Below are 25,163 nucleotides of genomic sequence, written 5' to 3' on the forward strand. Positions count from 1 at the left end.
GATGATTATTTTTTTTCTTTCCAAAATAAAGGTTTGGGAGTTTCATTTCCTGTTGGTTTTACAGGTTCTACTCTTTTGGGTGCTTTGTTATTATCATATTTAAATGGATTTTTAAATTGTAAAGATGTTGGAGTTGGTCCACCACTTTTATCTACAGTTCTAGGTTTGTAATTATCTCCTAAGTTTTCCCAACTTTTTGGCATAAAAATATAAGCAACCGTTAATACAATTAAAATAATTGCAATTATTATATAAGTTCCTAGATTACTTGATTCCTTTTCCATAAAAATCCTTTATTTTTATTGTTTAAAAAAAACTGCTTTTTCATTATTTTTTTCTTCACCATCTTCTTCAAGTTTTTTTTGTATAAAAGTTGGTTTTTTAGGTGGGACATATTTATCGTATTGAAAAGGATGTCTAAATTGTAACTTTATTGGATCACTATTTACTATCGAACTATTTTTAAGACTAAACGCATTTCCTAAATTTTCCCAGTTTTTTGAACTTTGAATATAAAACATAATCAATCCCATTATTAAGATTATAATCACTATATATATCTCAATATGGTTTGATTTTTTTTCCATATAAGTTCCTTTATTTTTTTTGATTCCAAAAAAGTGAATTTTTATCTTCTTCACCATCTTCCATTCTTTGTTGCATAAATGTACTTTTTTTAGGTGGTTTATATTTATCGTATTGGAATCCATTTCTAAATTGTAATTTTATTGGTTCACCATTACTTGCCGTATTTCTTAGTTTGTAAGTATTACTATAATTATTTTGTCCAAATGGAATGAAAAAATAACCTAAAAATAGTATTATTAAAATTATGGCTATTTTAATATAAGTATTCGATTTTTTAGTAGCTTCTTTCATTTTTATCCTTTTCTTGCATTACATTATACAAAAAAAATAATAAAATCTATATAAGGAAACCATTTGCTAACATTATATCTTTCCCATCATCAGTTACTTTACTTTTATCCCAAGGTGGGTCAAATACAAGATTTACATCTACATTTTCAACTTCGTCAATTACTTTCACTGCATAAGTCACGTCATTTACTAAACTATCAGCAACTGGACATCCAGGACTTGTAAGTGTCATATCAATTTTACAATTTATTAGTTTATTTTTTTCTTCTAAGTTTATTTTATAAATCAATCCCAAATCATAAATATTTACAGGAATTTCTGGGTCAAATATATGTTTAAGTTGTGCTACTATTTTTTCTTTTATCTCTTCTAAATTATAATTACTCATTTAATTTTCCTTTGCATACTCTTTTATTTTTTTTATCATACCTTGTACACCACTTTGTCTATTTGGTGTGATTATTTCTGTTAGATTTAATTTGTCTAAGATATTTATATCTAGATTATTTATATCATCTTTTTTTTCATTTGAAAATATTGTTGTGATGATATAAACTAAACCTTTTACAATAGCAGCATTTGAATCTGCTCTAAAAATCAATTTTTCATTTTCATAATCTTTTACAAGCCAAACTTTTGAAGTACAACCTTGAACTAAGTTTTCATCAACCATATCTTTTTCATCTAAAGGATTTAGTTTTTTACCCAAATCTATGATAAATTGATATTTTTCAAGTTCATCATCAAAAAGTTCCAAATCATCTTTAAACTCTTCAATCTTTTTTTCAATACTCATCTTAATCCTTTAACATAGTTATAGCTTTTTTAAGTGAAATAATTAGTTTATCAATATCCTCTTTTTCATTGTAAAAAGCAATACTGGTTCTAATAGTTCCCTCGATAATAAGTTTTTTCATGATAGGTTGAGCACAATGATGACCCACCCTTAAAGCTATACCCATTTTATCAACTAAAATTCCCACATCTTCAGCCATAATATTTTTGAAATTAAAACTAAGTGAGCCAATAGAGTTTTTTATATCACTATAAAAAATGATATCATCTATTTTTGTTAGTTCATTATAAAGATACTCATATATCTCTTTCTCTTTTTTTTCAATATTGTTATATCCAAGTTCTTTTATAAACTCAATTGCCTTTCCAAATCCTATAACTCCTGCTATATTTTGAGTACCTGCTTCAAACTTATATGGAGAATCAAGTAATATACTTCTCTCATATGTTACGTCATTGATTGTTGCTCCTCCAGTTTGATAGGGAGCAATTTCATCTAATAAATTCTCTTTTATATAAATAGCTCCAACTCCTGTTGGTCCAAATGTTTTGTGTGATGATATTGCCAAAAAGTCTATATCTAAATCCTGTACATCAACTTTTTTATGGGTTAAAGATTGTGCCCCATCTATTAGAACTTTTGCTTTATATTTGTGAGCTAAGTTAGTGATTCTTTTTATATCATGTATTTTTCCAAAGGCATTTGAAATATGTGTTATAGATACAAATGAATTAGGATTTTCTTTTAATAGACTTTCAAAATCATCATAATCAAAATCAAGATTTTCATCGCATTTTACTACTTCTATGTCTATATTTGCTATTTGCCAAGGTACAATGTTTGAGTGATGTTCCAAACTCGAAATTATCACTTTTTTAAATCGATTTTTAGCATATGAATTTACTATAAAATTAATACTCTCTGTTACACCTTTTGTAAAAATTATTTCATGGTTTTCTTTTGCATTTATAAACTCTTTTAAAACTTCTCTAGTGTATTCAAATTTTTGTGTTGCTTTATTGGCATTTCCATGATTACTTCTATGGGTATTTGAACAATAAGATGAATAATAATTTACAATTTCATCAATTACTACTTGAGGTTTTTGAGTAGTTGCAGCATTGTCAAGATAGACAATATGGCTATTTTTAAAATAAGGAAAATAATCTTTGTACATCATATCTCCTTTATTATATTTTTAATTTGTTCATTTGATATTTTATCTAAAATGGTGTTTTCTATTGCTTCAAGCATCATTATTGAAGCTTGCTTTTTAGATAATCCCCTTGATTGTAAATAGTATAAAATATCTTCATCCAAACTACCTGTTGTAGCACCATGACTTGCAGTTAATTCATCAATAAATATCTCAAGTCTTGGATTTGCATTTATTATTGCATCATCACTTAAAAGAGTTGTTTTAGAGTTTTGGATAACAGCTGAATTATTTGCTTCATGGTTTACTCTAGCTTTTACTTCAAATATTCCATGGGAATTTTCATCTAAAATATGATTTGCTTTTACGGTACTTGAGCTATTTTTAGCATTGTGTATTGTATTTACTATATTTGCTATTTCTTGTTTTTTAGAAATATTTGTTAATGCTTCCATATTAAAAGTTGAATTTGCATATTCTAAATTTACATTAAATTGATTGTAGGCATTTGATGCTCCAAAATTAAAACTAAAGAATTTCAATTTAGCATTTTCATGTATTATTGGTCTAAATTTAATATTTAAAAAATCTTCAAAAGATAGTTTTTGTAAATAAATATACTCAACATCTATTGAGTTATTTATACTAAACTCTCTTTTTTGATTTATTAGATTTTTTTTATTATTAGAGATAAATATTTCAAATATGCTAATATTTGTTTCAACTATATATGTTAGCTCTTTTTCAAAAATGGTATTTTCATCATCATAATAGTTTAATACAAGTATTGGATTTTTGCACTCTTTATTTATAATTATTCTATTCTCTTTTAAAATTATATTATCAATTATTTTTTGCTCTTTTATTTTTTCATTTGCAAAAACTATTTTATTAAAGCCATCAAGATTTGAAAAGTCAAAATCAAAATTTGTTACATCTTTAAAGTTATTCTCTTTATATTGAAGTTCAGTGATATTTTTTACATTACACTTTCTAAACTCTTCAGTTTTTTTATTTGCAAGGGGAAAGTTTTTGATATCTAAATTTCTCATATTACACTCCTATTGCTTCGTAACCTTTTTCTTGAATACTTTCTGCCAATGAATAATCACCACTTTGTATGATTTTTCCATCTTTTAAAACATGTACAAAATCAGGTTTAATAGCTTCTAACAATCTATCATAGTGTGTAATCATTAGCACTGATCTATTTCCATCAAGAAGTGAGTTTATCCCATTTGCTACAAGTTTTATGGCATCAACATCTAGTCCTGAATCTATCTCATCAAGTAAAATCAAATCTGGTTTTAAAACCAATAGTTGCAATAATTCATTTCTTTTTTTTTCTCCACCACTAAATCCATCATTTAAATCTCTTTTTAAAATCTTATTATCAATACTAAATTGAGCTGTTATTGCTTTTATCTCTTTTAAAAAACTAGCAGCATCAAGTTCTTCTAAACCTTGATACTCTCTTTTTGCATTAAGAGCTGATTTTAAAAAGTACATATTATTAACTCCCGGAACTTCAATGGGGTTTTGGAAAGATAAAAATAGACCCTCATTTGCTCTTTGGCTGGCATCTAGTTTTAATAAATCTTTTCCTTTAAATTCTATATTTCCAGATGTTACTTCACACTCATAGTGATCACATAAAGCTTTTACTATAGTTGATTTACCCGCTCCATTTATCCCCATTAGGGCATGTACTTCACCTTTTTTTATATCTAAATTAAAATCTTTTATTATTTCATTGTTTTCTATTTTTACATTTAAATTTTTTATTTTTAACATTTTCTTTCCTTCAAAATGTTCCATTTTTAAGGGAACCTTTTCTTTTATAATTTCTTTTATCGGTATGGCAAAGCCACACCTAAAGAAACAAACTCTAAAGGAGACAACGAGTTGTCTTCTCTAAATTATCCAACACTACCTTCAAGTGAGATATTTAATAACTCTCTAGCTTCTACTGCAAACTCCATAGGAAGTTCATCAAGTACCTCTTTACAAAAACCATTTACTATTAAAGATACAGCATTTTCTTCACTTAAACCTCTTTGTCTTATGTAAAAAAGTTGTTCATCTGATATTTTTGAAGTTGTTGCTTCATGTTCTATTTTTGAACTTGCATTTCTTACCTCTTGATATGGGTAAGTGTGTGCGGAGCAACTATTCCCAATAAGCAAAGAGTCACATTGTGAAAAGTTTCTAGAATTTTTAGCATCCTTTGCGACTCTTACTAATCCCCTATAGGCATTTGAACCTTTCATTGCTGAAATACCTTTTGAGATAATTGTTGATTTTGTATTTTTACCTATGTGCATCATTTTTGTTCCTGTGTCTGCTTGTTGAGCAAGTGAAGTAAGAGCAACTGAATAAAACTCTCCTACACTATTATCTCCTTTTAGTACACACGATGGATATTTCCAAGTAATAGCTGAACCAGTTTCAACTTGTGTCCATGAAATTTTTGAATTATCACCTTTACAAATACCTCTTTTAGTTACAAAGTTTAGAATTCCACCACGTCCTTCTTTATCTCCTGGGTACCAGTTTTGGATTGTTGAATATTTTATTTGTGAATTTTTAAGTGCAACAAGTTCCACAACAGCTGCATGAAGTTGTCTATTATCTCTCATGGGTGCAGAACAGCCTTCATTGTATGACACATAAGAATCATCATCACAGATTATTAGTGTTCGCTCAAATTGTCCTGTGTTTAGTGCATTGATTCTAAAATACGTTGATAACTCCATAGGACATCTAGTTTTTGGTGGAATATATACAAAACTACCATCTGTAAAAACAGCACTGTTTAAACAAGCAAAATAGTTATCTCCTATTGGTACAACAGAAGCTAAATGTTTTTGTAGTAGTTCAGGGTGATAATTTGCAGCATCACTAATTGAGCAAAATATTATTCCAAGGTCTTCTAATTCTTTGTGAAAAGTTGTTTTAACAGATACTGAATCAAATACAGCATCAACCGCAACTCCTGCTAACATTTTTTGCTCTTCTAGGGGAATACCTAGTTTCTCATATGTTTTTAAAATATTTGGGTCAACTTCATCTAAAGAGTTTAACTCTTTTTTTGGTGCAGAATAGTATGAGATATTTTGATAATCTATTTTATCTATTTGTAAACTTGACCATTGGGGCTCTTCCATTGTAAGCCATTTTTTATATGCTTTTAACCTAAAGTCACAAAGCCATTGTGGTTCATTTTTCTTTTTTGATATGGCTTTTATAACATCTTCATTTAAACCATTTGGAAAAGTATCTGAATTTACAATGGTTTCAAAGCCCAATTTATAGTCATTTTTTATAACTTTTTGAATTTTATTATTACTCATAAATTGCTCCAATTTTTAAATAGGACTAATATTATCCTATTTAAAAATTTATCATATGTTTTTTATATTATTGTTTATTAATTTATGTAGTTATATCCTTTAATTTTAAATTAATATATGAAAATTCATAAATAAAAATAGTTAAACATTCCAATTAAGACTAATTTTATCCTATTTCTTTTATAATTCCAAAAAAAGTATAAAAAAGCTATAATTTACGGAATAGCATTTGCATATTAATAAAGAAAAAAATAGGAATTTAAACATGGAAGTTTACTTAGATAATAATGCCACTACAAAGGTTGATCCAGAAGTATTCAAAGCAATGGAACCATTTTTTTGCCACATTTATGGAAATCCAAACTCTTTACATAAATTTGGTGCTGGAACTCACCCCAAAATGGTTGAGGCATTAAATTACTTATACGATGGTATTAATGCAGCAGATGAAGATGATATTATTATCACAGCAAATGCAACTGAAAGTATTAATACTGTTATAAAAGGTATTTGGATTGATAAAATTTTAAATGGCAATAAAAATCATATAATTACTTCAGAAGTAGAACATCCAGCTGTTACTGCAACTTGTAAATTTTTAGAATCACAAGGTGTAAATGTAACATATTTACCTGTTAATGAAGAGGGAGTTCTAGAAGCTTCATCAATAAAAGAACATATCAAAGAAGATACAGCACTTGTATCAATTATGTGGGCAAATAATGAGACTGGAAAAATTTTCCCTATTAGAGAAATTGGAGCAATCTGTAAAGAAGCGGGTGTTCCTTTTCATTCAGATGCAACACAAGCAATTGGAAAAATTGCAGTTGATGTTCAAGCCTGTAATGTAAATTATATTTCATTTTCAGCTCATAAATTTCATGGACCAAAAGGTATTGGTGGATTATATGTTCAAAAAGGTTATGAATTAACTCCACTTTTACATGGTGGTGAGCAAATGGGTGGTCATAGAGCTGGAACAGTTGATGTTGCTTCTATGGTTGGTATGGGTCTTGCAATGAAACTTGCAGTTGACCATTTAGGTTATGAAAATACAGAAGTAAAAAGATTAAGAGATAAATTAGAAAATGCAATTTTAGAAATACCAGAAACAATTGTAATTGGTGGAAAAGATAATAGAACTCCAAATACTACATTAATCTCTTTTAGGGGTGTTGAAGGTGAATCTATGCTTTGGGATATGAATCAAAAAACAATAGGTGCATCTACTGGAAGTGCATGTGCAAGTGAAGACTTAGAAGCAAATCCAGTTATGAATGCTTTTGGAAGTGATAGTGAGCTAGCTCATACAGGTGTTAGATTTTCTTTAAGTAGATTTAATACTGAAGAAGAGATTGATTATGCGATTACTGTGATTAAAAATGCTGTAACAAGACTTAGAAATATTTCTAGTTCTTATGCTTATACACCAAAAGATCACGTTTCACAATTATAAAAAAAGTAGATAAAAAACAAAATGAGTCCCTTTTTTAATGGGACATTTAAAAAGGATATAAAATGGCTAAAAATGATTTAATAAGTGGTTCAATTTGGGATGAATATTCTAATCAAGTTATAAGAAGAATGGATGAACCTTTACACCAAGGCGAAATCACTGAAGAGATGGCTGCAAAAGCTGGTGGGAAATTAATCGTTGCAGATTTTGGAGCAGAATCATGTGGTGATGCAGTTAGACTTTATTGGGTTGTAAATGAAGAAACAGATGTAATTATGGATTCTAAATTTAAATCTTTTGGATGTGGAACTGCAATTGCTTCAAGTGATGTTATGGCTGAATTATGTATTGGAAAAACTGTTGATGAAGCAGTTAAAATTACAAATATTGATGTTGAAAAAGCATTAAGAGACCATCCAGATGTTCCTGCTGTTCCTCCTCAAAAAATGCACTGTTCAGTTATGGCATATGATGTTATTAAAAAAGCTGCATCAACATACAAAGGTGTAGATATTGACTCTTTTGAAACAGAAGTTATTGTTTGTGAGTGTGCTAGAGTTTCATTATCAACATTACAAGAAGTAATTAAATTAAATAATTTACAAACTGTTGAGCAAGTAACTGATTATACAAAAGCTGGAGCATTTTGTAAATCATGTATTAAGCCTGGTGGGCATGAAGAAAAAGATATTTATTTAGTTGATATTTTAAAAGATGTACACGCAGAAATGGAACATGAAAAATTAAAAGCTGCTGCTGATGCAAGTACTGCTGGACAAGCAAGCTTTGATAAAATGACTATTGTTCAAAGAATCAAGGTTATTGATGACATTTTAGATAATGATATTAGACCAATGCTTGCTATGGATGGTGGTAATATGGAGATTATTGATATTAAAGAAAATACTCCACATTATGATATCTATATTAGATACTTAGGTGCATGTTCAGGATGTGCGTCTGGGGATACTGGAACATTATACGCTATTGAGTCAGTATTAAAACAAAAAGTTGATGAAAATATCAGAGTTTTACCAATTTAATCTAAACTAGAAGAGAAAGAACTTTCTTTCTCTTTTTTGGACTTCTCTCTTTAAAATTTTAAATAGATATCTTTTATGATATAATTCGAACTTCAATCAAAAAATCATGATAATTATAGGAATATTTTTATGCAAAATAGCAATAATCAAATTTTAAAAAATACAAATGCAAAGCTTCTAGATGAATTTAATGCTTCAGTTATGTTCGATAAAGAACTTTATGCACAAGATATAAAAGGTTCAATCGCACACTCTCAAATGTTAAAAGAGCAAGGTATCTTAACTACAAAAGATCAAGAAGATATCGAAAGAGGTTTACTTCAAGTAAAAGAAGAAATCGAATCTGGAAAATTTGAGTTTAAAATTGAACATGAAGATATTCATATGGCAGTTGAGAGTAGATTAACTGAGATTATTGGAGAAGCTGGAAAAAGACTTCATACTGCAAGAAGTAGAAATGACCAAGTTGCTACTGATTTTAGACTTTATGTTCAAGATAAAAATTTATCAATCAAAGCACAATTAAAAGAGCTTGTAAATACATTTGTTGAAGTTGCAAAAAAACATACAGAGACTTTAATTCCAGGAATGACACATTTACAACATGCTCAACCTATAAACTTCGGTTATCACATGCTAGCTTATGCAAATATGTTCAAAAGAGATTTTGAAAGATTTGAAAGTTCATATGAAAGAAATAATTATTGTCCCCTTGGAAGTGCTGCATTAGCAGGAACTCCACACAATATAAATAGATTTTCAACTTCTGAAAAATTAGGCTTTAATTCTCCTACAATTTCTGCACTTGATACAGTTTCTGATAGGGATTTTGCCTTAGAAATTTTATTTAATATTAGTACATCAATGATGCACATAAGTAGAATATCTGAAGAGTTAGTAACTTGGTCATCTTATGAGTTCCAATTTGTAAGAATGAGTGACGAGTATGCAACAACTTCTTCAATTATGCCACAAAAGAAAAATCCAGATGTTCCTGAATTATTAAGAGGAAAAACAGGACGTGTATATGGAAATTTAGTTTCATTGTTAACTGTAATGAAAGGATTACCATTAGCATATAATAAAGATACTCAAGAAGATAAAGAGGGTGTTTTTGATTCTGTTAAAACTATTGAAATCTCTATTTCAATTTTAAATGAAGTTATAAAAACTATGATTGTAAATGTAGAAAAAATGGCAAATGCTTGTAAAATAGGGCATTTATCTGCTACAGATTTAGCTGATTATTTAGTTCAAAAACAAGCTATGCCTTTTAGAACTGCTTATTATATTACTAAAGATGTGGTTGCAGTTGCAAATAGTTTAAATAAAGATATTAGTGAACTAACTCTTGAGGAGATTAGATCTGCTAATGATGAGATAAAAAATATTGATGAAGAGATTTTGATGTATTTAGATTTAAAAGCTTCTATGAATGCAAGAACATCATTTGGTGGAACTTCTACAAAAACTACAAAAGAACAAATTGAGATATTTGAAAAGTGGTTAAAAAATTAGATGATTTAAATCATCTAATTTTTTTAAGCTAAATATTTTTTAGATACGTTATATAAAGATTGAATATCAGTTTTACCAATAAATCCATCTACACCGATTTGATTCATTTTATTTTTAACTGCATCCGTTGTCATTGAAGAGTTTACAATCAATGGAACATTTTCGTATTTACTACTAGATTTTACAAATTGTGCAACTTGGAAACCATCTGTTTCTGGCATTTCAATATCAGTAATTATTAAACCTATTTTTGAAGGATCTAATTCTTGAATTCTAGTAATTAGTTCTGCACCATTGTTATAAATTTCATATTTTACATCTGCTTTTTGGAAGAATTTTCTTAAAACTTCCCTTGCAACATTAGAATCTTCTGCAGCTAAAACAAGTTTTGTACTAGAAAAAGGTGCTTCAATGTATTTATTCATAACATCATCACCATCATTTGTCCAACCTAGGTCTTTTAGTAATTGCTCTGCATTAAATACAGTACATAATTCATTTTTGTCATGAACTTTTACATATGTCGTGTATGTAATTTTAGAGTTTGTTTCTTCAGTATGTCTTAATTCATCAGTAGTTTTTTCTACGATATCAAGCATATCTTTGATTAAAAAACCTATTTTTTTATGGTTAAATTCACAATAAATAATTAACTTATAATCTTCTAATTCAAGACATTTATTACCTAACCAAGCATCAAGCTTAACAAGAGTAACTGGTTCCCCTCTAATTGTCGCAATACCTGCAACAACATCCGTATCAGATGGAGTATCATTAATTGTAACTTCTTCAGTAATTACAAAAGCTTTTACTTTTGCAATATTTATTGCATAGATATTATTCTTTCCAGTATAAAATACGGCTAATTGTTGTACATTTCTAAGATGCCCTTGAGTCATTTGCTCAACACTATTTATACCACTCATGTATTCCCTTTTTTTGCAAATATTCTTATTATATTAATTTTTTTCTTATAGTTTATTGATTATTTCTTCAATTAGCAATTATTTTTTGAATTGTAATTGAAGACATCATTAAACCAAAAGAGCCAGTAACTCCTTCAAAGCTTCCTTTTTCAATACAATTTGGATTTTCTCCTGAAAAAATTACTTTGAATTTCTTTTTAAAACCTCGTTTTTTTAATTCATATCTTATTTTTCTAATAAATGGATCGTTATAAGTTTCCCAAATTGAGATATATTCAATCTTAGATGGGTCAATTCTTTTTGCACTACCACTTGTACTTATAAGTTTATCGTAATATTTTTGAATTAGTCTAACTTTTGGTTTAATATCATCAATTGCATCTAAAATATAATCAAAAGAACTAAAATCAAACTCATCAACCCATGCTTCAGTTATTTTTTCATGGATTATTTCAAGATTTGGATATTTTTCCTTTAAAGCTTCAACTTTAACTCTTCCAATATTGCCTTCACTTCCCATTTGTCTATTTAAATTTGATTCTTCATAGGTATCAAAATCAACAATAGTTATATTTGTAACTCCTGTTCTATAAAGTGAATCTAAAGCAAATGAACCAACTCCACCTACACCTAAAAGTATTATTTTTGTATTTTGAAATTTATTAAAATTATTATCTCCAAATAATTTTAAAGTTCTATCGTATTTTGACATACATATCTTCTTTCGCAAATTTATTTTTTATTTTTTATTTTTTTTGGGTATTATAGCAAATTAAAATAGAAAAAATATTTATGGAGAAATTAATGGAAAAAGAACCAATGACAAATGTTGGCTATGAAAAGATTACAAATGAATTAGATTTTTTAAAAAGTAGTGAACGACCTGAAACTGTCATTGCATTGGATGAAGCTAGACAGTTAGGTGATTTAAAAGAAAACGCCGAATATCATGCCGCAAAAGAGAAATTAAAATTAATAGATATACAAATTGCTGAACTTGGGGCAATCCTTAGTAAAGCTGTAATTATTGATCCTTCAACTTTACCACATGACAGAGTATCATTTGGTTCAACTGTAAAATTACTAAATGTCGATACAGATGAAGAGTTTGAGTATTCAATCGTAGGTGGTGTAGAGTCAAATGCAGACAAAGGGATGATTTCATTTAACTCGCCTTTAGCTAAACAGCTTATGGGAAAAGAAGAAGGTGATGAATTTTCTGCAACTCTTCCAGGTGGTGTAAAAACTTTTGAAGTATTGGAAGTATTTTATAAAGAGTTAGAATTATAGAACCTATGCCCCAGAATATAAAAGAAAATGCAATATTTATTGCTGATTCTCATTTCAATGAAAAACGAAATCAGCTTTTAATTTTTTTAAAAAAGTTAAAAATAAAGGAAATAGAAACTGAACAATTAATTTTGATGGGTGATATGTTTGATTTTATTTCCGGAGAGAGTAAGTATTTTATTAAAAGAAACAATAAGGTAATTACTCTTTTAAATGAATTATCAAAAAGTATTGAGATTATATATTTAGAAGGTAATCACGACTATAACTTAAAAGATTTATTCCCCCATATAAAAGTTTATAAAAGGGAAGCCCAACCTATTTTTATGACTTATAAAAATCAAAGTGTAGCTTTAAGCCATGGTGACATTTATGTAAATGATATTTTTTATGAAATTTACTGTAAGTTTATAAGAAATAAGATTTTTTTATTGTTTATGAATGCAATTGATTTTAATAATTTTATATCTAAAAAGATTTATTATGGACTTTTAGGTAAAAATATTTGTCATAAAATAAAAAATTTTAAAGAAATTGTTTCAAAAAGAGTTAAGCATTATGATGCAAAAATGATAATTGAAGGACATTTTCATCAAGGTAAAGAGTATACTCTTGACAAAAAGCGATATAAAAATATACAATCTTTAAATTGTAGTAATGAATATGTTGTGTTAATTGAAAATGAATTTATAGGAAAAAGTTTATGAGTTTAACTGCTTTTTTATTATCATCTATTGTGTTTCTGGCTCTTTTGTTGGTGTTATTGTTAGTTTATAAAAATAGATTAGAAAGAGGTGAGATTGTAGGTTCTTATCATAAAGAAGAGGAAAAAAAGTCTTTAAATATAAGACTTATTGAACTACCTAGTGCAATAGAATCATTAAATAATAACAGATTACGAGAAAATTCTAAAGAACTTTTTGATGTATATAAAATACTAGATTATAAAAATGATGAAAAAGAGTATCAAAACAATTCTTGGCACTCTTGGCAAGTTAGTTTTTTAGTTGCTATGTATAAAAGGGATTTAGAACTTTTTTTACCAGATATTGAAGAAGTTTTTCATAGAGAAATAATAAATGAAAGCCTTGAAAATTTAGAAGCTGAAATGAAAAAATTTATAAAAAAATATCAAGCTGAAGTGAAAATAGATAAAACAAAAGATGCTTTATGTAAAGATCTTATTTGGAATGCTCAAGAAGTGGCAACTATGATGTGTTATTTGTCTCGATATAAAAATACAACAAAGGATAACGCATAGCAGTATTTAAAGTTGAGAGTCAATATTCTCCAGCTGGAGATCAACCCCAAGCCATAGAAAAACTAAGCAATTCAATTTTAGCTGGAAACCAATACAATACCTTACTTGGAGTTACAGGTTCAGGTAAAACTTATACTATGGCAAAAGTCATAGAAAAAACACAAAAACCAACATTAATAATGACTCATAATAAAACACTTGCTGCCCAACTTTATAGTGAGTTTAAGCAGTTTTTTCCCAATAATCATGTGGAATATTTTATTTCTTATTATGATTATTATCAACCAGAAGCTTATATTCCAAGAAGTGACTTATTTATAGAAAAAGATTCTTCTATAAATGCAGAACTTGAAAGATTAAGATTAAGTGCGACAGCTTCACTTTTATCTTTTGATGATGTTATTGTTATAGCTTCTGTTTCAGCTAACTATGGTTTGGGAAACCCAGAAGAATACAAAGCTATGGTTCAAAGACTTGAAACAGGTTTTGAATATTCTCAAAAACAACTTCTTATGAAACTTGTAGATATGGGTTACAAAAGAAATGATAAGTTTTTTGATAGGGCAGATTTTAGAGTAAATGGAGATGTAATTGATATTTTTCCAGCCTATTGGGAAGATGAGTTTTTGCGAATAGAATTTTTTGGTGATGAGGTTGAATCTATAACTACACATGAATATCTAACAAATACAAAGGTAAAAGAGTTAGACGATATTACAATTTATTCAGTTAATCCTTTTGTTGTTTCAAGTGATAGATTAGCAAATGCTGTTAAAGAGATAGAAAAAGAGTTAGAAGAGAGATTGGCTTTTTTTAAAGCAGAAGATAAACTTGTAGAATACCAAAGGTTAAAACAAAGAGTAGAGTTTGATTTAGAGATGATTGAAGGAACTGGTATGTGTAAAGGAATAGAAAACTATGCCAGACTTCTTACAGGAAAAGCACCAGGAGAAACACCATATTCACTTTTAGATTATTTTGCTCAAATAGATAAAGATTTCTTGCTAATAGTTGATGAATCCCATGTCTCTTTACCTCAATTTCGTGGAATGCACGCAGCTGATAGAAGTAGAAAAGAGGTACTTGTAGAGTATGGATTTAGACTTCCAAGTGCTTTGGATAATAGACCACTTATGTTTGATGAATTTATCAATAAAGCACCATATTATCTTTTTGTAAGTGCAACTCCAAAAGAACTTGAAGTTGAGATGAGTTCAGTTGTTGCAGAACAAGTTATTAGACCAACTGGATTATTGGACCCAATTATTGAGATACAAGATAGTGAATATCAAGTTGAAAAATTGCATGATGAAATTAAAAAAATAGTTGCAAAAAATGAGAGAGTTTTAGTAACTGTTTTAACTAAAAAAATGGCAGAAGAATTGACAGCTTATTATGCAAACTTAGGTATGAAAATAAAATATATGCACTCTGAAATTGATGCTATAGAGAGAAATCAAATAATTAGAGAATTAAGACTAGGTGAGTTTGATGTACTTGTGGGAATAAATCTTTTAAGAGAAGGTTTAGATATTCCAGAAACTTCACTTGTAGCAATACTTGATGCAGATAAAGAAGGATTTTTAAGAAGTAAAACTTCACTAATCCAAACAATGGGAAGAGCAGCAAGAAATCAAAATGGAAAAGTAATACTTTTCGCTAAAAAAATAACAGAGTCCATGCAGTTTGCAATAGATACAACAAATGCTAGACGAGCAAAACAAGAAGCATATAATAAAGAACATGGAATAACTCCAAAAACTACTATTAGAACTTTAGATGAGAATTTAAAACTTGAAGAGTACGATGATTTAGCTTGGAAAAAAGATAAGCTAGAAAAAATGCCAGCAGCTGAGAGAAAGAAAATGTTGGTTGAACTAAATAAAGCCATGACAAAAGCAGCAAGGGATTTGAACTTTGAAGAGGCGATTAGACTTCGGGATGAAATAGAAAAAATCAAAAAATTATAGCTATAAAGTATCATCTTTTTCAAAATCTCTACGTTGAAGTTTGAATTTTAGTCGTCACATACTGCGTGTATGCTCCTCATAAAATTTAAACTTCGCCTTGACCTTTTAAAAAATCTAATACTTTCTAGCTATAATTAAAAGTGTAATAAAGATTTTGAATAGAGTTCAATATACTTTAAAAGTCATTGTCTATAATTTTGTTTTCATAAAAGCCTGTGAAAGTTTCAACACAAAATTTTTCTTCTTCATTGAGAGTAGTATTATTTAATGTTTGTACATCGGCTATTAATGTTTCTACATTAATAAAGTCTTTTATTGCATTATAATTAAGTTCTCTTGTTTTCTTTTCTGTATAGTCACCCATAGTTTGACTATATGAGTAATAAATAAATGTTTTAAGAAATTTTAGTAGTTTTTCATCCGTTTCAATATTATTTTTTATATATTTTAAGCAATTTTCTTCATCTATTCTTTTCCATAAATACATAATTGATAATGCTTTATCATGTTCAAATAAAAGCTTATATTTAACCCAATCATTAATTTTTTGTAATAAAATCTTTTTTAATTCTTGTAAATGTTTTAATGAAATAGTTTTATCATTTTTTTCCTCAGTTTTTTCATATTCTCCATGTTCTTTCATAAAACTTGAAACTTTTTTACATGGTATATAAAGACTTTCTCTAGATTTTTCAATAGATTCTTTAAATAGAATATATTTGTCATTTTCATTATCAAGTTGACTATATAATTGATAAAAAATTCTTGTTATTTCAAGGCTATTACCAAATGAAAACATTCCATTTCTATTTTCTGGAATGTAATCACCAATATTCATTAAAACATTAAAAATAATTTGAAAGTTTTCTTTAGGAATATCTTCTCTTGTGAAATCTTGAATTCTTTGTAAAAATATTGAGATTCTATTATCTTTTATTAACTCAACAATAGCACTACTAAAGTCATTTTCATTTGATGTTTTATTAATTATATTTTTTATTTCATAATTTGATAATGTCTCTGTTAGAGTTAAACTAAAGTAAGCATCAAAATACTCTGGACTTGAAACTTTTGATTTTTTTCTTAAATCAGATAATTCACCCACATAATGAGTATTTGAAAATGTTTCATTTACTTTTAAAAATAGTTCTTGTAATAAACTAGAAAATGAATCTTCATTAAGTTTTTGTAATTTTTCTTTACAATTATCTAATTCTTCTCTTAATTTTTTTTGATTCTCTGATTTTTGACTATAATTATAACTACTATCAGACTCTTGACCACTTAATAAATCTTTATTGTGTTTTAGAAATTCATATACTTTTGGTTCAAAAACTTGAAAAGCACTAATAACTATTAAATCAATAATATTAACTTTTTGTTTGAGTGCATTATGATTAAATCTTAAAATATTAATATATCTTATTACATCCCTTATATTTCCAAAAAAGTTTTTATAACCACTATGAAATATATTACCCCAATAGTATTGATCAAAATCTTTTTCATCAATATCTTTTATTATTTCATTTAATTTAGAAAATAGAAATCTATGTATATCTGACTTTGATAATTGTGGTATTTCAAGAGGTACATTAATAATCTTTTCTAAATATTCATTTCCATCTCCTTGTTGGACTTCTGATAATGCATTAACTACAACATCTTTATCCATTGAAGAAAGATATATAGTATTCGGAAAATTACCTAAAGATTTTATTAATTGAAATATTTGTTTTATTTCTGTATTGTTTAACCTATCTATATCATCAATAATTATTAAAATCTTTTTATCTAACTTAAGTAAATGTTTTTCAATTTCTTTTTTTGTAGTAGATAAATCTTTTTCATAAACCTCACCCATTTTCTTATAAGTCTTACCACCCCATGATAAAACATATGAAATCGCTCTACTTGTTAATGATATTGTTGGATCTGGCACTAATGTTAAAGGTTCAAAAAAACTTGCATAAGCTTCCATTTTAGTACCAATGGATTTCATATCTTCAGATTCATTTGCATTATGATTTATCTTTTTTGCAAACTCTTTAAAAAAATTACTTATTAATTGATTAGTATCTGAAAATAACCAAGGTTCAAAGTTTAAGATAATAAAACCTTTTTCTTCTTTCAAACTTTCAACAACCATATTTATTAAAGAAGTCTTACCTGAACCCCATTTACCATATAAACCAATTGTCAAACTACTTTTATTTTTATCTTCATAATTTTTAATTGCACTTGTCATGTGGTCAGCAAAATGTTTTCTATTTAAAAAATCTTCTTCTCTATTATTTATTGGTTGTTCATTTGATAACATCAATATCCCTTAGACACTAGAATAGCTATTATTGTATTATTTATTCATGTAATAACAAATAAATAGTTAAAATAAGATATTAAATTATGGATTATTTCTTGATGAGTTTTTATAAAGATGTAATGAATAAATTATCCCATCAACCTCTGAAATAAAATATCTTCTAAATTTTGTCTTGAATCAACTACAAGTAAAATATAAACTATTTGGTGTTCTATTTTATAAATGATTCTCCATCGTTTGTGAATAACTTCTCTGTATTTTGTGATACCAATTTCATTGAGTTCTGGTACTACTCTGTTTCGTTCGGGGAAATAGTGTAGTTTTGTACACTCTTCTTTTATTTGTAAGAATACTTTTTTTGCTATATTTATACTATCTGTTTTGATATATTCTATTATGTTTAAAAGGTCATTTTGGGCGATTTCTGTCCATTGGACTTCGTAGTTTTTCATTTAGTCGAATAGGGTACTTTCTAAATTATCAAACATTTCATCTTGTTTTATTAGTTTTTTATTTTCTATGTCTTTTTCACTTAGGATTATTAGTTTCAATAGATTGATTGAATTTTGCATATTTTCGTAGCTTTTAATATCTTGTACCACAGCTTTTGCTTCACCATTTTGTGTAATTATGACAGTTCTTTTATTTTCATTTACTCCATTAATCACATCAGCTGTTTTTGATTTTAGAAAACTTATTGGTTTTATATCTTGACTTAAATACATGATATTCCTTTTTGTATGTAAAATTGTACTTAATTTAGATTTAATTTAGTATTAATGATAAATATTTTTTTATCTTTTAACCCTACATTTAAAATAATCTACTAAAATTCTAGCTATGAAAAAAGCAACCAAAAAAGATATTGAAATAATAAAAGAAGCCTTTGTAGAAAAATACTCCGAGGCTGTTACTGAACTAAATTATAAAAATGATTTTGAACTACTTATTGCTATAATTTTATCTGCACAATGTACTGATAAAAGGGTAAATATAATTACACCAGCACTTTTTGAAAAGTATCCTACTCCTTTTGATTTGGCGGAAGCTAGTTTAGAAGACGTGAAGGATTTATTGAAATCATGTTCTTTTTTTAATAACAAGTCACAAAATATTATAAAGATGGCTAGAAGTGTTATTGAAAATCATGGTGGTGATATTCCACATGATACAAAAGCTTTGATGAAGTTAGCTGGAGTTGGAAATAAAACAGCTAATGTATTTATGATAGAAGCTGAGGGTGCAAACTTGATGGCTGTAGATACTCATGTTTTTAGAGTATCTCATAGATTGGGGCTTAGTGATGGTAAAACAGTTGAGCAAACGGAAGCTGATTTAGTAAAAAAACTAAAAGGGGATTTACATATTTTCCATCAAGCAATGGTTTTATTTGGGCGATATACTTGCAAGGCACTTAATCCTGATTGTGATAATTGTTTGTTTCCTCATGTGTGTAAAACCAAACAGTCATTTAAGCCAGCTTAGACTTAAGTGACTATTGTTCTTTACACTCTTCTGTCCATTTATCGAAGATATATTCATCTTGGATTTTATTAATATTTACATTATTTGCCACACATAAATACTCTTTGTTATTTTTTCTTATTATATAAGTAAATTTATATATAAAATGGTCTTTTGATGAGACTACTTTATTATTTAAAAGTTCACTTGAAAGTTTTAAAATATCGACATTTGTCTCTTTTTTATATTTTTCTTTAAAAGCATTTGGTAAAAAGTTCTTTTGATTTTTTTCATACATTGTAAAAACTAATATTACCACTACAATTATACTTATTAAAATAAGTAACTCTTTTTTTTCAAATTTATTATTTAATTTATAAATAATCGAAGCAATTAAAATAATGATTAGTATTATTGCTATAAATATTTGCATAATGATTTCCTATTTTTATGAAAGTTTACTTTGAATATTTGCTTTATAATCATTTTTTAGACTAATAGCACCTTTTATTGGCTTTTGTACATTTGATACTCTTTTTTTAATACCATTTTTTGGGATATATTTAAATGGCTTTTTTGATAAGGTACTCTCATCTACAGATATATTTGATATAAGTTCTGATTTAATACTTTTTAAAATAGTTAAAACAGTATCTAAATTTTCTTCTTCTATTTCTAACATTACTTTAGGCATATATATTCCATTTATTTTTTTAAAGTATAGCATATTACTCTTGGTATTATTATTTCTAATAAATTAATTTAAAATTAAAAATACGTATTAACACTAAATTAACAGATATATATAATAATCACTTTCAAAAATTAAGGAGAGTATATTGAAAAAATCTATTTATATATTAAGTATAGTTACATCATCTGTTTTATTGGCAAATGAAGTAGAAGTACCTACAGTTAATATATCTGAAAAGGTAAATACAAAAGTTATAAAAAGTATAAGTGACAATGAGATAAAAAGTGCTGATTTAGCAGAAGCCTTAACTCAAAATGTACCTTCTATTTCACTTGTAAGAAGAAGTGGAATTGCAAATGATATTATTTTACGAGGTCAAAAAAAAGATAATATAAATATCATAATTGATGATGCAAAAATCTATGGGGCATGTCCTAATAGAATGGATCCAGCAACTTCACATATATTATCAAACAATGTAGAAAGTGTAGAAGTTATAGAAGGTCCATATGATGTGGAAAATTTTGGAACACTTAGTGGAAAAGTAAAAATAAATACTAAAGAGCCAACAAAAGAATTACAAGGTGAAGTTAATCTAAATGCAGGAAGCTTTAACTATAGAAAAGCAAGTGCAACAATTAGTGGTGGAACTGATAGATTTAAGTTGTTGCTTTCTGCTTCAACAGAAAAAAGTGACCAATATGAAGATGGAAATGGAAATGATTTTTATGAGCAACAAGTTGCAAATGGAATAGCAAGTTCAACAACAAGTGAATACTCTTCTGATAATAGAAATCATGAAGCATATACTAAAAAAACACTTTTATCAAAAGCTATTTTTAATATAGATGATAGTTCAGAAGTAAAACTTTCATACACAGCAAATAGAAGTGATAATGTTCTTTATCCTAATACTCCAATGGATGCAGATTATGATGACTCAAATATTTATACTTTTGGTTATAGTAAAAGGGATTTAGGTAAGTACTCAAAAGAGTTAAATCTTGATTATTATTACTCAAATGTTGACCATCCAATGAGTACAAAATTAAGAGATTCTGGTAAGATGATGTATATGACTAATCATATGAAATCATCTATTTGGGGAACAAAACTTAAAAATGGTATGGATATTTCTGATTATTATATTACCTTAGGTTTAGATACAAGTGTAAGAAATTGGAAAGGTGAGAGTCATATGACTTCAGTAGCTACAGGTGCTGAATCAGCTTTTACTACAACACTAACATCAACAGACACTACAAATAAAGCTATATTTGCAAAAGTTGAAAAAGATATTGGGAAATTGAACTTAGAGTTTGGTTCAAGATATGACCATACAAATATTGATCCAGATTCAAGTGCAAAAACAAATAAAAAGTACAATTCATTAAGTGCAAATATTTTTGCTACGTATAATTTTGATAGTAGTACCAAGTATTTTGTTGGTATTGGAAAATCTTCTAGGGTTCCAGATGCTAGAGAGCTTTATTATGGAAGTACAAATAATGATTTAGACCAAACAAAAAATTATGAAGCTGATATTGGTTTTGAAAAGACTATTGGTGATTTTAATATAAAAACAAAACTTTTTTATTCAGTCTTAAAAGATTATATTTACAATAAAACTACAAGTCCTACAACAACACAATTTGAAAATATTGATGCAAAAATTTATGGTGCAGAGATAAATGGATTTTATTTAATGGGTGATTTATTCTCTTTAGATTATGGTATTGCATATCAAAGAGGGAAAAAAGATGAGCCACTTAAAGGACAAAGTGATAAAGACTTAGCAGAAATTACTCCACTAAAAGGAAATCTTGCTTTAAATTATGAGTATTCAATTCATAAATTAACCGCAGAGATGATTGCAGTTGATAATTGGGGTAATAATGATAGTGATAATGGTGAACAAGAGTTAGGTGGTTATACAATATTTAATTTAAAATATAAAAATAGCATAACTAAAAATTTTGAAATCACTTTAGGTATTGATAATATTTTCGATAAAGCATATGCTTCAACAAATACTTATAATGATATAAGATATGTGGGAAATGGGAAAACTGAGCTTTTAAATGATCCAGGTCGATATGCTTATATTAACTTAAGGTATAAATTCTAATAAAAGGAAGTGATTCTTCCTTTTATTCAAAATCCATTCTAACTTGAGTTTGTCCTGTAGTTCCAAATGCTTCATCAATTTTTGTGGCAATTTCTTTAAAATCAACATCTTGAATAGTTTTAAGAGTTTTGATAATCTCTTTTTTCCCATTAACTAACTCTTTTGATTTGATACCATGTGAGATTGATAAACTAGCTTCTATAAACGCTGATAATTTATCACATTGTTTAAGTGCTAAGCCGTCTATTGCATTGTATTTATCAACATTATATGCTGCTAAACCATCTTTTATTATTTTTATGCCATCTTCATTTATTTTATCTAAGAATTCATCTTTTACACCATCATAAAGCCCTAAAAGATAAGAAAACTCTTCTTTTATTTTTTCTGGAACATTAGGCATAATATCATCTTCAATTTTAATAATTTCATATTCACTAATAATTTCAGATAAGTCATCTACACAATATTTTACAGGGGAAATAATATCTCTAGTTAAAGCTTCTGGTAAATCATGAAATAAAGCAGTATAAAAATTATTTTGAAGTCTTTTATCACAAGCATTTACATCAAGTGAGAAAAAGTAACCAAAAAGTGCAACTGTGAGCATATGACCTAAAACTGAAGTTTCAGGGATTCTTGGAGTTTGTGCCCATCTTTTTTGAAATCTCAATCTTCCACTTAAATCTATGATTTTAGATAGCTTTTTATTTAGTGCTATTTTTCGCACCCCTATTAATTCATAATAATCTTCAATCTCTTCTTCAACACTTTTTTTAACATCTTCAATATCACTTAAAAAAGTACTTGTTTGATATACAATTGAAAACTCCCATTTTGTAGAGAGATAAGAGGCAGCTTTATTTATAAATCTCTCTTTTTTGTACATATTTGGATTTGATAGATATTCTTCAAATTTTTTTAGAAAATTACCACCATCTATATCTTTTATAGAATCATAAAGTTTTGCTATTACCCAAGCATTTATCTCTTTTGATTTTTTTTGTAGGGCATTTCTAAATACATCTGGACGTATATCAGTTACAACAACTCGTCTAAGAAACTCAAAAATTCCTGCTTCTATTAGATGAGTATAATTTATATCATCTTCTAGTTTTGCAATAAAATATGCAATTATAAATTTATGAGCTTGTTTATCAAGTTCAACAAGTTCGACCATTCTTGGATAGTCATTCCATCTTTGAATGGATGCTGAAGAGAAAATATAATCTATAATTTTATGGTTAATCATCTTTTTTAGCTCTCTTTTTTGAGTCATCATTAAAAAACATCATTTTTTTACCTATCATCATACATGTAACTACTGTTCCAACTACCATATAAGCAACCCAAGGTTCGTGCATTTTAGACTCTTAATTTTTCTTTTGATTATCCCATAATATTGATAAATAGGCACTTAGAAAAAACATTTTTAAAATTTGATGCAAAGTTTAAAATTAGATGTATAATTCCAAAAATTAACACAAGGAAAAAGAAAAATAATGTCAACTTTGACAATAAGCAACTACACGCTAAAACATTTTGATTTAAAAGCTAAAGATACAATGATGGAGTATTTAGAACTTATCAATGTAGATGTAAGTGATTATACTTTTGCAGGAAATTATATATGGTTATCAACGGCAACAGGATTTTATACTATTGTTAATGATACATTTTGTCTGTTTATTTTAAATTCGGGTGAATTATCTATGCTTTTACCTCCAATTGGTAAAAAAAATAATACCTATGATGCTATGTTACAATGTTTTGAGATTATGAATACCCATAATAGTAATAGAAATTACTCAAAAATAGAGTATGTACACGAAGAGTTATTAGAAGGGTTTGTTGATTATTTAGAAGAAGGTACTTTAGTTTATGAGATGCTAAAAGACTTTATTATTGAAAAAAAACTTGTTGATTATATTTATAAAGTTGAAGATTTAATTGATTTAAAAGGTGATGCTTATAAATCAAAAAGAAATGAAATTAATAAATTTAAAAAGATTTATCCTGACCATAGAATTGAAATTCTTGATAAACAAAAGCACGGTGCTGAGGTTTTAAGTCTATTTAATAAATGGGTAAAAGATAGAACAACATATATGCCAAAAGAGGAAGTAGAAGTCTTTTTAGATGGTATCTATTTTGAAAGATTTGCTATCAAAAGATTGATAAATGACTATGAAAATCTAGATATTATTGGTTTAGTAATTTATATTAATGATGAGTTAAAAGGGTTTACTGTTGGTGAACAAATCAATGATTTAACAGCTAGTGTAATTATAGAAAAAACAGATTTTGAAATACTAGGTTGTGCGCAATTTATTTTTAGAGAGTTTACAAAAATTTTAAAAGATAAGTTCGATGTAGAGTATATAAATGTAGGTGATGATATGGGATTTGAGAACTTGAAAAAAGTAAAAATGTCATATAGACCAAATAAATTAGTACCAAAGTATACAATTTATCAAAAATGAAAATAGAAAAAGCAAATTTAGATGATATTAAAGAGCTTCTTTTTATAGAAGAGAAGCTTTTTTTAAATGATAGTTCAGCTTTATCAAAAGCTTCTTTTTCTTATCACTTAAAAAGAAATATAATTTATAAAATAAAAATTGATAAAAAAACAGTAGCTTATATTTTATGGCTAAAAAGAAAAAACTATTATAGACTTTATTCTTTGGCTATTTTAAAAGAGTTTCAAGGAAAAGGTTTAGGTAAATCATTGCTAGAGTTTTCTTTAAATACTTTAGATAAAGATTGCTTTGAACTTGAAGTAAGAGTTAGTAATCAAACAGCAATAAATTTATATGAAAAATTTGGATTTAAAAAAGTAAAAGTTTTAGAAGAATTTTATGATGATGAAGATGGAATAAAGATGAGACTAAAGAGATAACTCT

Annotated in this window: 28 protein-coding genes; 11 read left to right on the top strand and 17 right to left on the bottom strand. The window is 27.3% G+C overall.

Features of this window, described 5'->3' with window-relative positions; translation table 11 throughout:
• Nucleotides 1-5: 5 nt before the first annotated feature.
• From ACQY5W_RS03490 to sufB, 9 genes are all read right to left on the bottom strand, one after another.
• Entirely contained in the window at nt 6-284 is a 279-nt protein-coding gene (locus ACQY5W_RS03490) for a hypothetical protein (protein ID WP_428023553.1), read from the bottom strand.
• Between the two features lie 15 nt (nt 285-299).
• Nucleotides 300-587: a hypothetical protein gene (locus ACQY5W_RS03495; protein ID WP_428023554.1), complete on the bottom strand. Its 288-nt coding sequence runs from the start codon at nt 585-587 to the stop codon at nt 300-302.
• A 10-nt stretch (nt 588-597) separates the two neighbouring features.
• Complete coding sequence (locus tag ACQY5W_RS03500) at nt 598-879, bottom strand: hypothetical protein (RefSeq protein WP_428023555.1); 282 nt, start codon at nt 877-879, stop codon at nt 598-600.
• Nucleotides 880-925: 46 nt separating this feature from the next.
• On the bottom strand, nt 926-1,267 hold the full coding sequence (locus ACQY5W_RS03505; RefSeq protein WP_428023556.1) for a metal-sulfur cluster assembly factor: 342 nt from the start codon (nt 1,265-1,267) through the stop codon (nt 926-928).
• Nucleotides 1,268-1,675, bottom strand: coding sequence for a SufE family protein (locus ACQY5W_RS03510; protein WP_428023557.1), 408 nt, complete (start codon nt 1,673-1,675; stop codon nt 1,268-1,270).
• Nucleotide 1,676: 1 nt separating this feature from the next.
• Nucleotides 1,677-2,852, bottom strand: coding sequence for an aminotransferase class V-fold PLP-dependent enzyme (locus ACQY5W_RS03515; RefSeq protein ID WP_428023558.1), 1,176 nt, complete (start codon nt 2,850-2,852; stop codon nt 1,677-1,679).
• Entirely contained in the window at nt 2,852-3,883 is a 1,032-nt protein-coding gene (locus ACQY5W_RS03520; protein ID WP_428023559.1) for a SufD family Fe-S cluster assembly protein, read from the bottom strand. The genes ACQY5W_RS03515 and ACQY5W_RS03520 overlap by 1 nt, the downstream gene beginning before the upstream one ends.
• Before the next feature lies 1 nt (nt 3,884).
• Nucleotides 3,885-4,625, bottom strand: a complete 741-nt coding sequence (sufC, locus tag ACQY5W_RS03525) for a Fe-S cluster assembly ATPase SufC (RefSeq protein WP_428023560.1) — start codon at nt 4,623-4,625, stop codon at nt 3,885-3,887.
• Between the two features lie 125 nt (nt 4,626-4,750).
• On the bottom strand, nt 4,751-6,184 hold the full coding sequence (gene sufB, locus ACQY5W_RS03530; protein WP_428023561.1) for a Fe-S cluster assembly protein SufB: 1,434 nt from the start codon (nt 6,182-6,184) through the stop codon (nt 4,751-4,753).
• A gap of 265 nt (nt 6,185-6,449) precedes the next feature.
• Here sufB and ACQY5W_RS03535 point away from each other — a divergent pair, with 265 nt between their 5' ends.
• The 3 genes from ACQY5W_RS03535 to argH all read left to right on the top strand — a co-directional run bounded on the left by ACQY5W_RS03535 (nt 6,450) and on the right by argH (nt 10,201).
• A complete protein-coding gene (locus ACQY5W_RS03535) occupies nt 6,450-7,640 on the top strand; it encodes a NifS family cysteine desulfurase (protein ID WP_428023562.1) in 1,191 nt (396 codons plus the stop codon).
• 62 nt (nt 7,641-7,702) lie between these two features.
• On the top strand, nt 7,703-8,683 hold the full coding sequence (locus tag ACQY5W_RS03540; protein ID WP_428023563.1) for an iron-sulfur cluster assembly scaffold protein: 981 nt from the start codon (nt 7,703-7,705) through the stop codon (nt 8,681-8,683).
• 129 nt (nt 8,684-8,812) lie between these two features.
• On the top strand, nt 8,813-10,201 hold the full coding sequence (argH, locus tag ACQY5W_RS03545) for an argininosuccinate lyase (protein ID WP_428023564.1): 1,389 nt from the start codon (nt 8,813-8,815) through the stop codon (nt 10,199-10,201).
• Nucleotides 10,202-10,224: 23 nt separating this feature from the next.
• Here the strand turns inward: argH and ACQY5W_RS03550 are convergent, their stop codons facing one another.
• Nucleotides 10,225-11,127, bottom strand: coding sequence for a chemotaxis protein CheV (locus tag ACQY5W_RS03550; protein WP_428023565.1), 903 nt, complete (start codon nt 11,125-11,127; stop codon nt 10,225-10,227).
• Between the two features lie 67 nt (nt 11,128-11,194).
• Nucleotides 11,195-11,839, bottom strand: coding sequence for a ThiF family adenylyltransferase (locus tag ACQY5W_RS03555; protein WP_428023566.1), 645 nt, complete (start codon nt 11,837-11,839; stop codon nt 11,195-11,197).
• A gap of 92 nt (nt 11,840-11,931) precedes the next feature.
• On the opposite strand from ACQY5W_RS03555, the gene greA reads away from it, so the two are divergent.
• Genes greA through uvrB form a run of 4 tightly spaced genes read left to right on the top strand, consistent with a single transcriptional unit; the run spans nt 11,932 to nt 15,648 of the window.
• Nucleotides 11,932-12,417, top strand: coding sequence for a transcription elongation factor GreA (gene greA, locus ACQY5W_RS03560; protein ID WP_428023567.1), 486 nt, complete (start codon nt 11,932-11,934; stop codon nt 12,415-12,417).
• Between the two features lie 5 nt (nt 12,418-12,422).
• Nucleotides 12,423-13,124 (top strand): UDP-2,3-diacylglucosamine diphosphatase, encoded by a 702-nt coding sequence (locus ACQY5W_RS03565; RefSeq protein WP_428023568.1) that lies wholly within the window; start codon nt 12,423-12,425, stop codon nt 13,122-13,124.
• Nucleotides 13,121-13,678, top strand: coding sequence for a hypothetical protein (locus ACQY5W_RS03570; protein ID WP_428023569.1), 558 nt, complete (start codon nt 13,121-13,123; stop codon nt 13,676-13,678). The genes ACQY5W_RS03565 and ACQY5W_RS03570 overlap by 4 nt, the downstream gene beginning before the upstream one ends.
• Entirely contained in the window at nt 13,675-15,648 is a 1,974-nt protein-coding gene (gene uvrB, locus ACQY5W_RS03575) for an excinuclease ABC subunit UvrB (RefSeq protein ID WP_428023612.1), read from the top strand. Before ACQY5W_RS03570 ends, uvrB begins: the two co-directional genes overlap by 4 nt.
• Before the next feature lie 175 nt (nt 15,649-15,823).
• Here the strand turns inward: uvrB and ACQY5W_RS03580 are convergent, their stop codons facing one another.
• From ACQY5W_RS03580 to ACQY5W_RS03590, 3 genes are all read right to left on the bottom strand, one after another.
• On the bottom strand, nt 15,824-17,968 hold the full coding sequence (locus ACQY5W_RS03580; RefSeq protein WP_428023570.1) for a KAP family P-loop NTPase fold protein: 2,145 nt from the start codon (nt 17,966-17,968) through the stop codon (nt 15,824-15,826).
• A 131-nt stretch (nt 17,969-18,099) separates the two neighbouring features.
• Nucleotides 18,100-18,423 (bottom strand): type II toxin-antitoxin system RelE/ParE family toxin, encoded by a 324-nt coding sequence (locus tag ACQY5W_RS03585; protein ID WP_428023571.1) that lies wholly within the window; start codon nt 18,421-18,423, stop codon nt 18,100-18,102.
• A complete protein-coding gene (locus tag ACQY5W_RS03590; protein ID WP_428023572.1) occupies nt 18,424-18,696 on the bottom strand; it encodes a type II toxin-antitoxin system Phd/YefM family antitoxin in 273 nt (90 codons plus the stop codon).
• Between the two features lie 115 nt (nt 18,697-18,811).
• Here ACQY5W_RS03590 and nth point away from each other — a divergent pair, with 115 nt between their 5' ends.
• The gene (gene nth / locus ACQY5W_RS03595; RefSeq protein ID WP_428023573.1) at nt 18,812-19,456 is read left to right on the top strand and encodes an endonuclease III; all 645 of its coding nucleotides are present in this window, start codon (nt 18,812-18,814) and stop codon (nt 19,454-19,456) included.
• A 10-nt stretch (nt 19,457-19,466) separates the two neighbouring features.
• Here the strand turns inward: nth and ACQY5W_RS03600 are convergent, their stop codons facing one another.
• Nucleotides 19,467-19,868: a hypothetical protein gene (locus ACQY5W_RS03600; RefSeq protein ID WP_428023574.1), complete on the bottom strand. Its 402-nt coding sequence runs from the start codon at nt 19,866-19,868 to the stop codon at nt 19,467-19,469.
• 15 nt (nt 19,869-19,883) lie between these two features.
• On the bottom strand, nt 19,884-20,129 hold the full coding sequence (locus ACQY5W_RS03605; protein WP_428023575.1) for a hypothetical protein: 246 nt from the start codon (nt 20,127-20,129) through the stop codon (nt 19,884-19,886).
• A gap of 145 nt (nt 20,130-20,274) precedes the next feature.
• On the opposite strand from ACQY5W_RS03605, the gene ACQY5W_RS03610 reads away from it, so the two are divergent.
• Nucleotides 20,275-22,257 carry a TonB-dependent receptor gene (locus tag ACQY5W_RS03610; RefSeq protein ID WP_428023576.1) on the top strand — a complete coding sequence of 661 codons (1,983 nt, stop codon included), beginning with the start codon at nt 20,275-20,277 and terminating at the stop codon, nt 22,255-22,257.
• Between the two features lie 22 nt (nt 22,258-22,279).
• On the opposite strand, the gene ACQY5W_RS03615 is transcribed toward ACQY5W_RS03610, so the two are convergent.
• Nucleotides 22,280-23,509, bottom strand: a complete 1,230-nt coding sequence (locus ACQY5W_RS03615) for an HD domain-containing protein (RefSeq protein WP_428023577.1) — start codon at nt 23,507-23,509, stop codon at nt 22,280-22,282.
• Nucleotides 23,510-23,759: 250 nt separating this feature from the next.
• Here ACQY5W_RS03615 and ACQY5W_RS03620 point away from each other — a divergent pair, with 250 nt between their 5' ends.
• Complete coding sequence (locus ACQY5W_RS03620) at nt 23,760-24,740, top strand: DUF2156 domain-containing protein (protein ID WP_428023578.1); 981 nt, start codon at nt 23,760-23,762, stop codon at nt 24,738-24,740.
• Nucleotides 24,737-25,159 carry a GNAT family N-acetyltransferase gene (locus tag ACQY5W_RS03625; protein ID WP_428023579.1) on the top strand — a complete coding sequence of 141 codons (423 nt, stop codon included), beginning with the start codon at nt 24,737-24,739 and terminating at the stop codon, nt 25,157-25,159. Before ACQY5W_RS03620 ends, ACQY5W_RS03625 begins: the two co-directional genes overlap by 4 nt.
• Nucleotides 25,160-25,163 lie beyond the last annotated feature (4 nt).

The organism is Arcobacter sp., from assembly GCF_050300555.1.
In the GTDB taxonomy this organism is placed as follows: domain Bacteria; phylum Campylobacterota; class Campylobacteria; order Campylobacterales; family Arcobacteraceae; genus Arcobacter.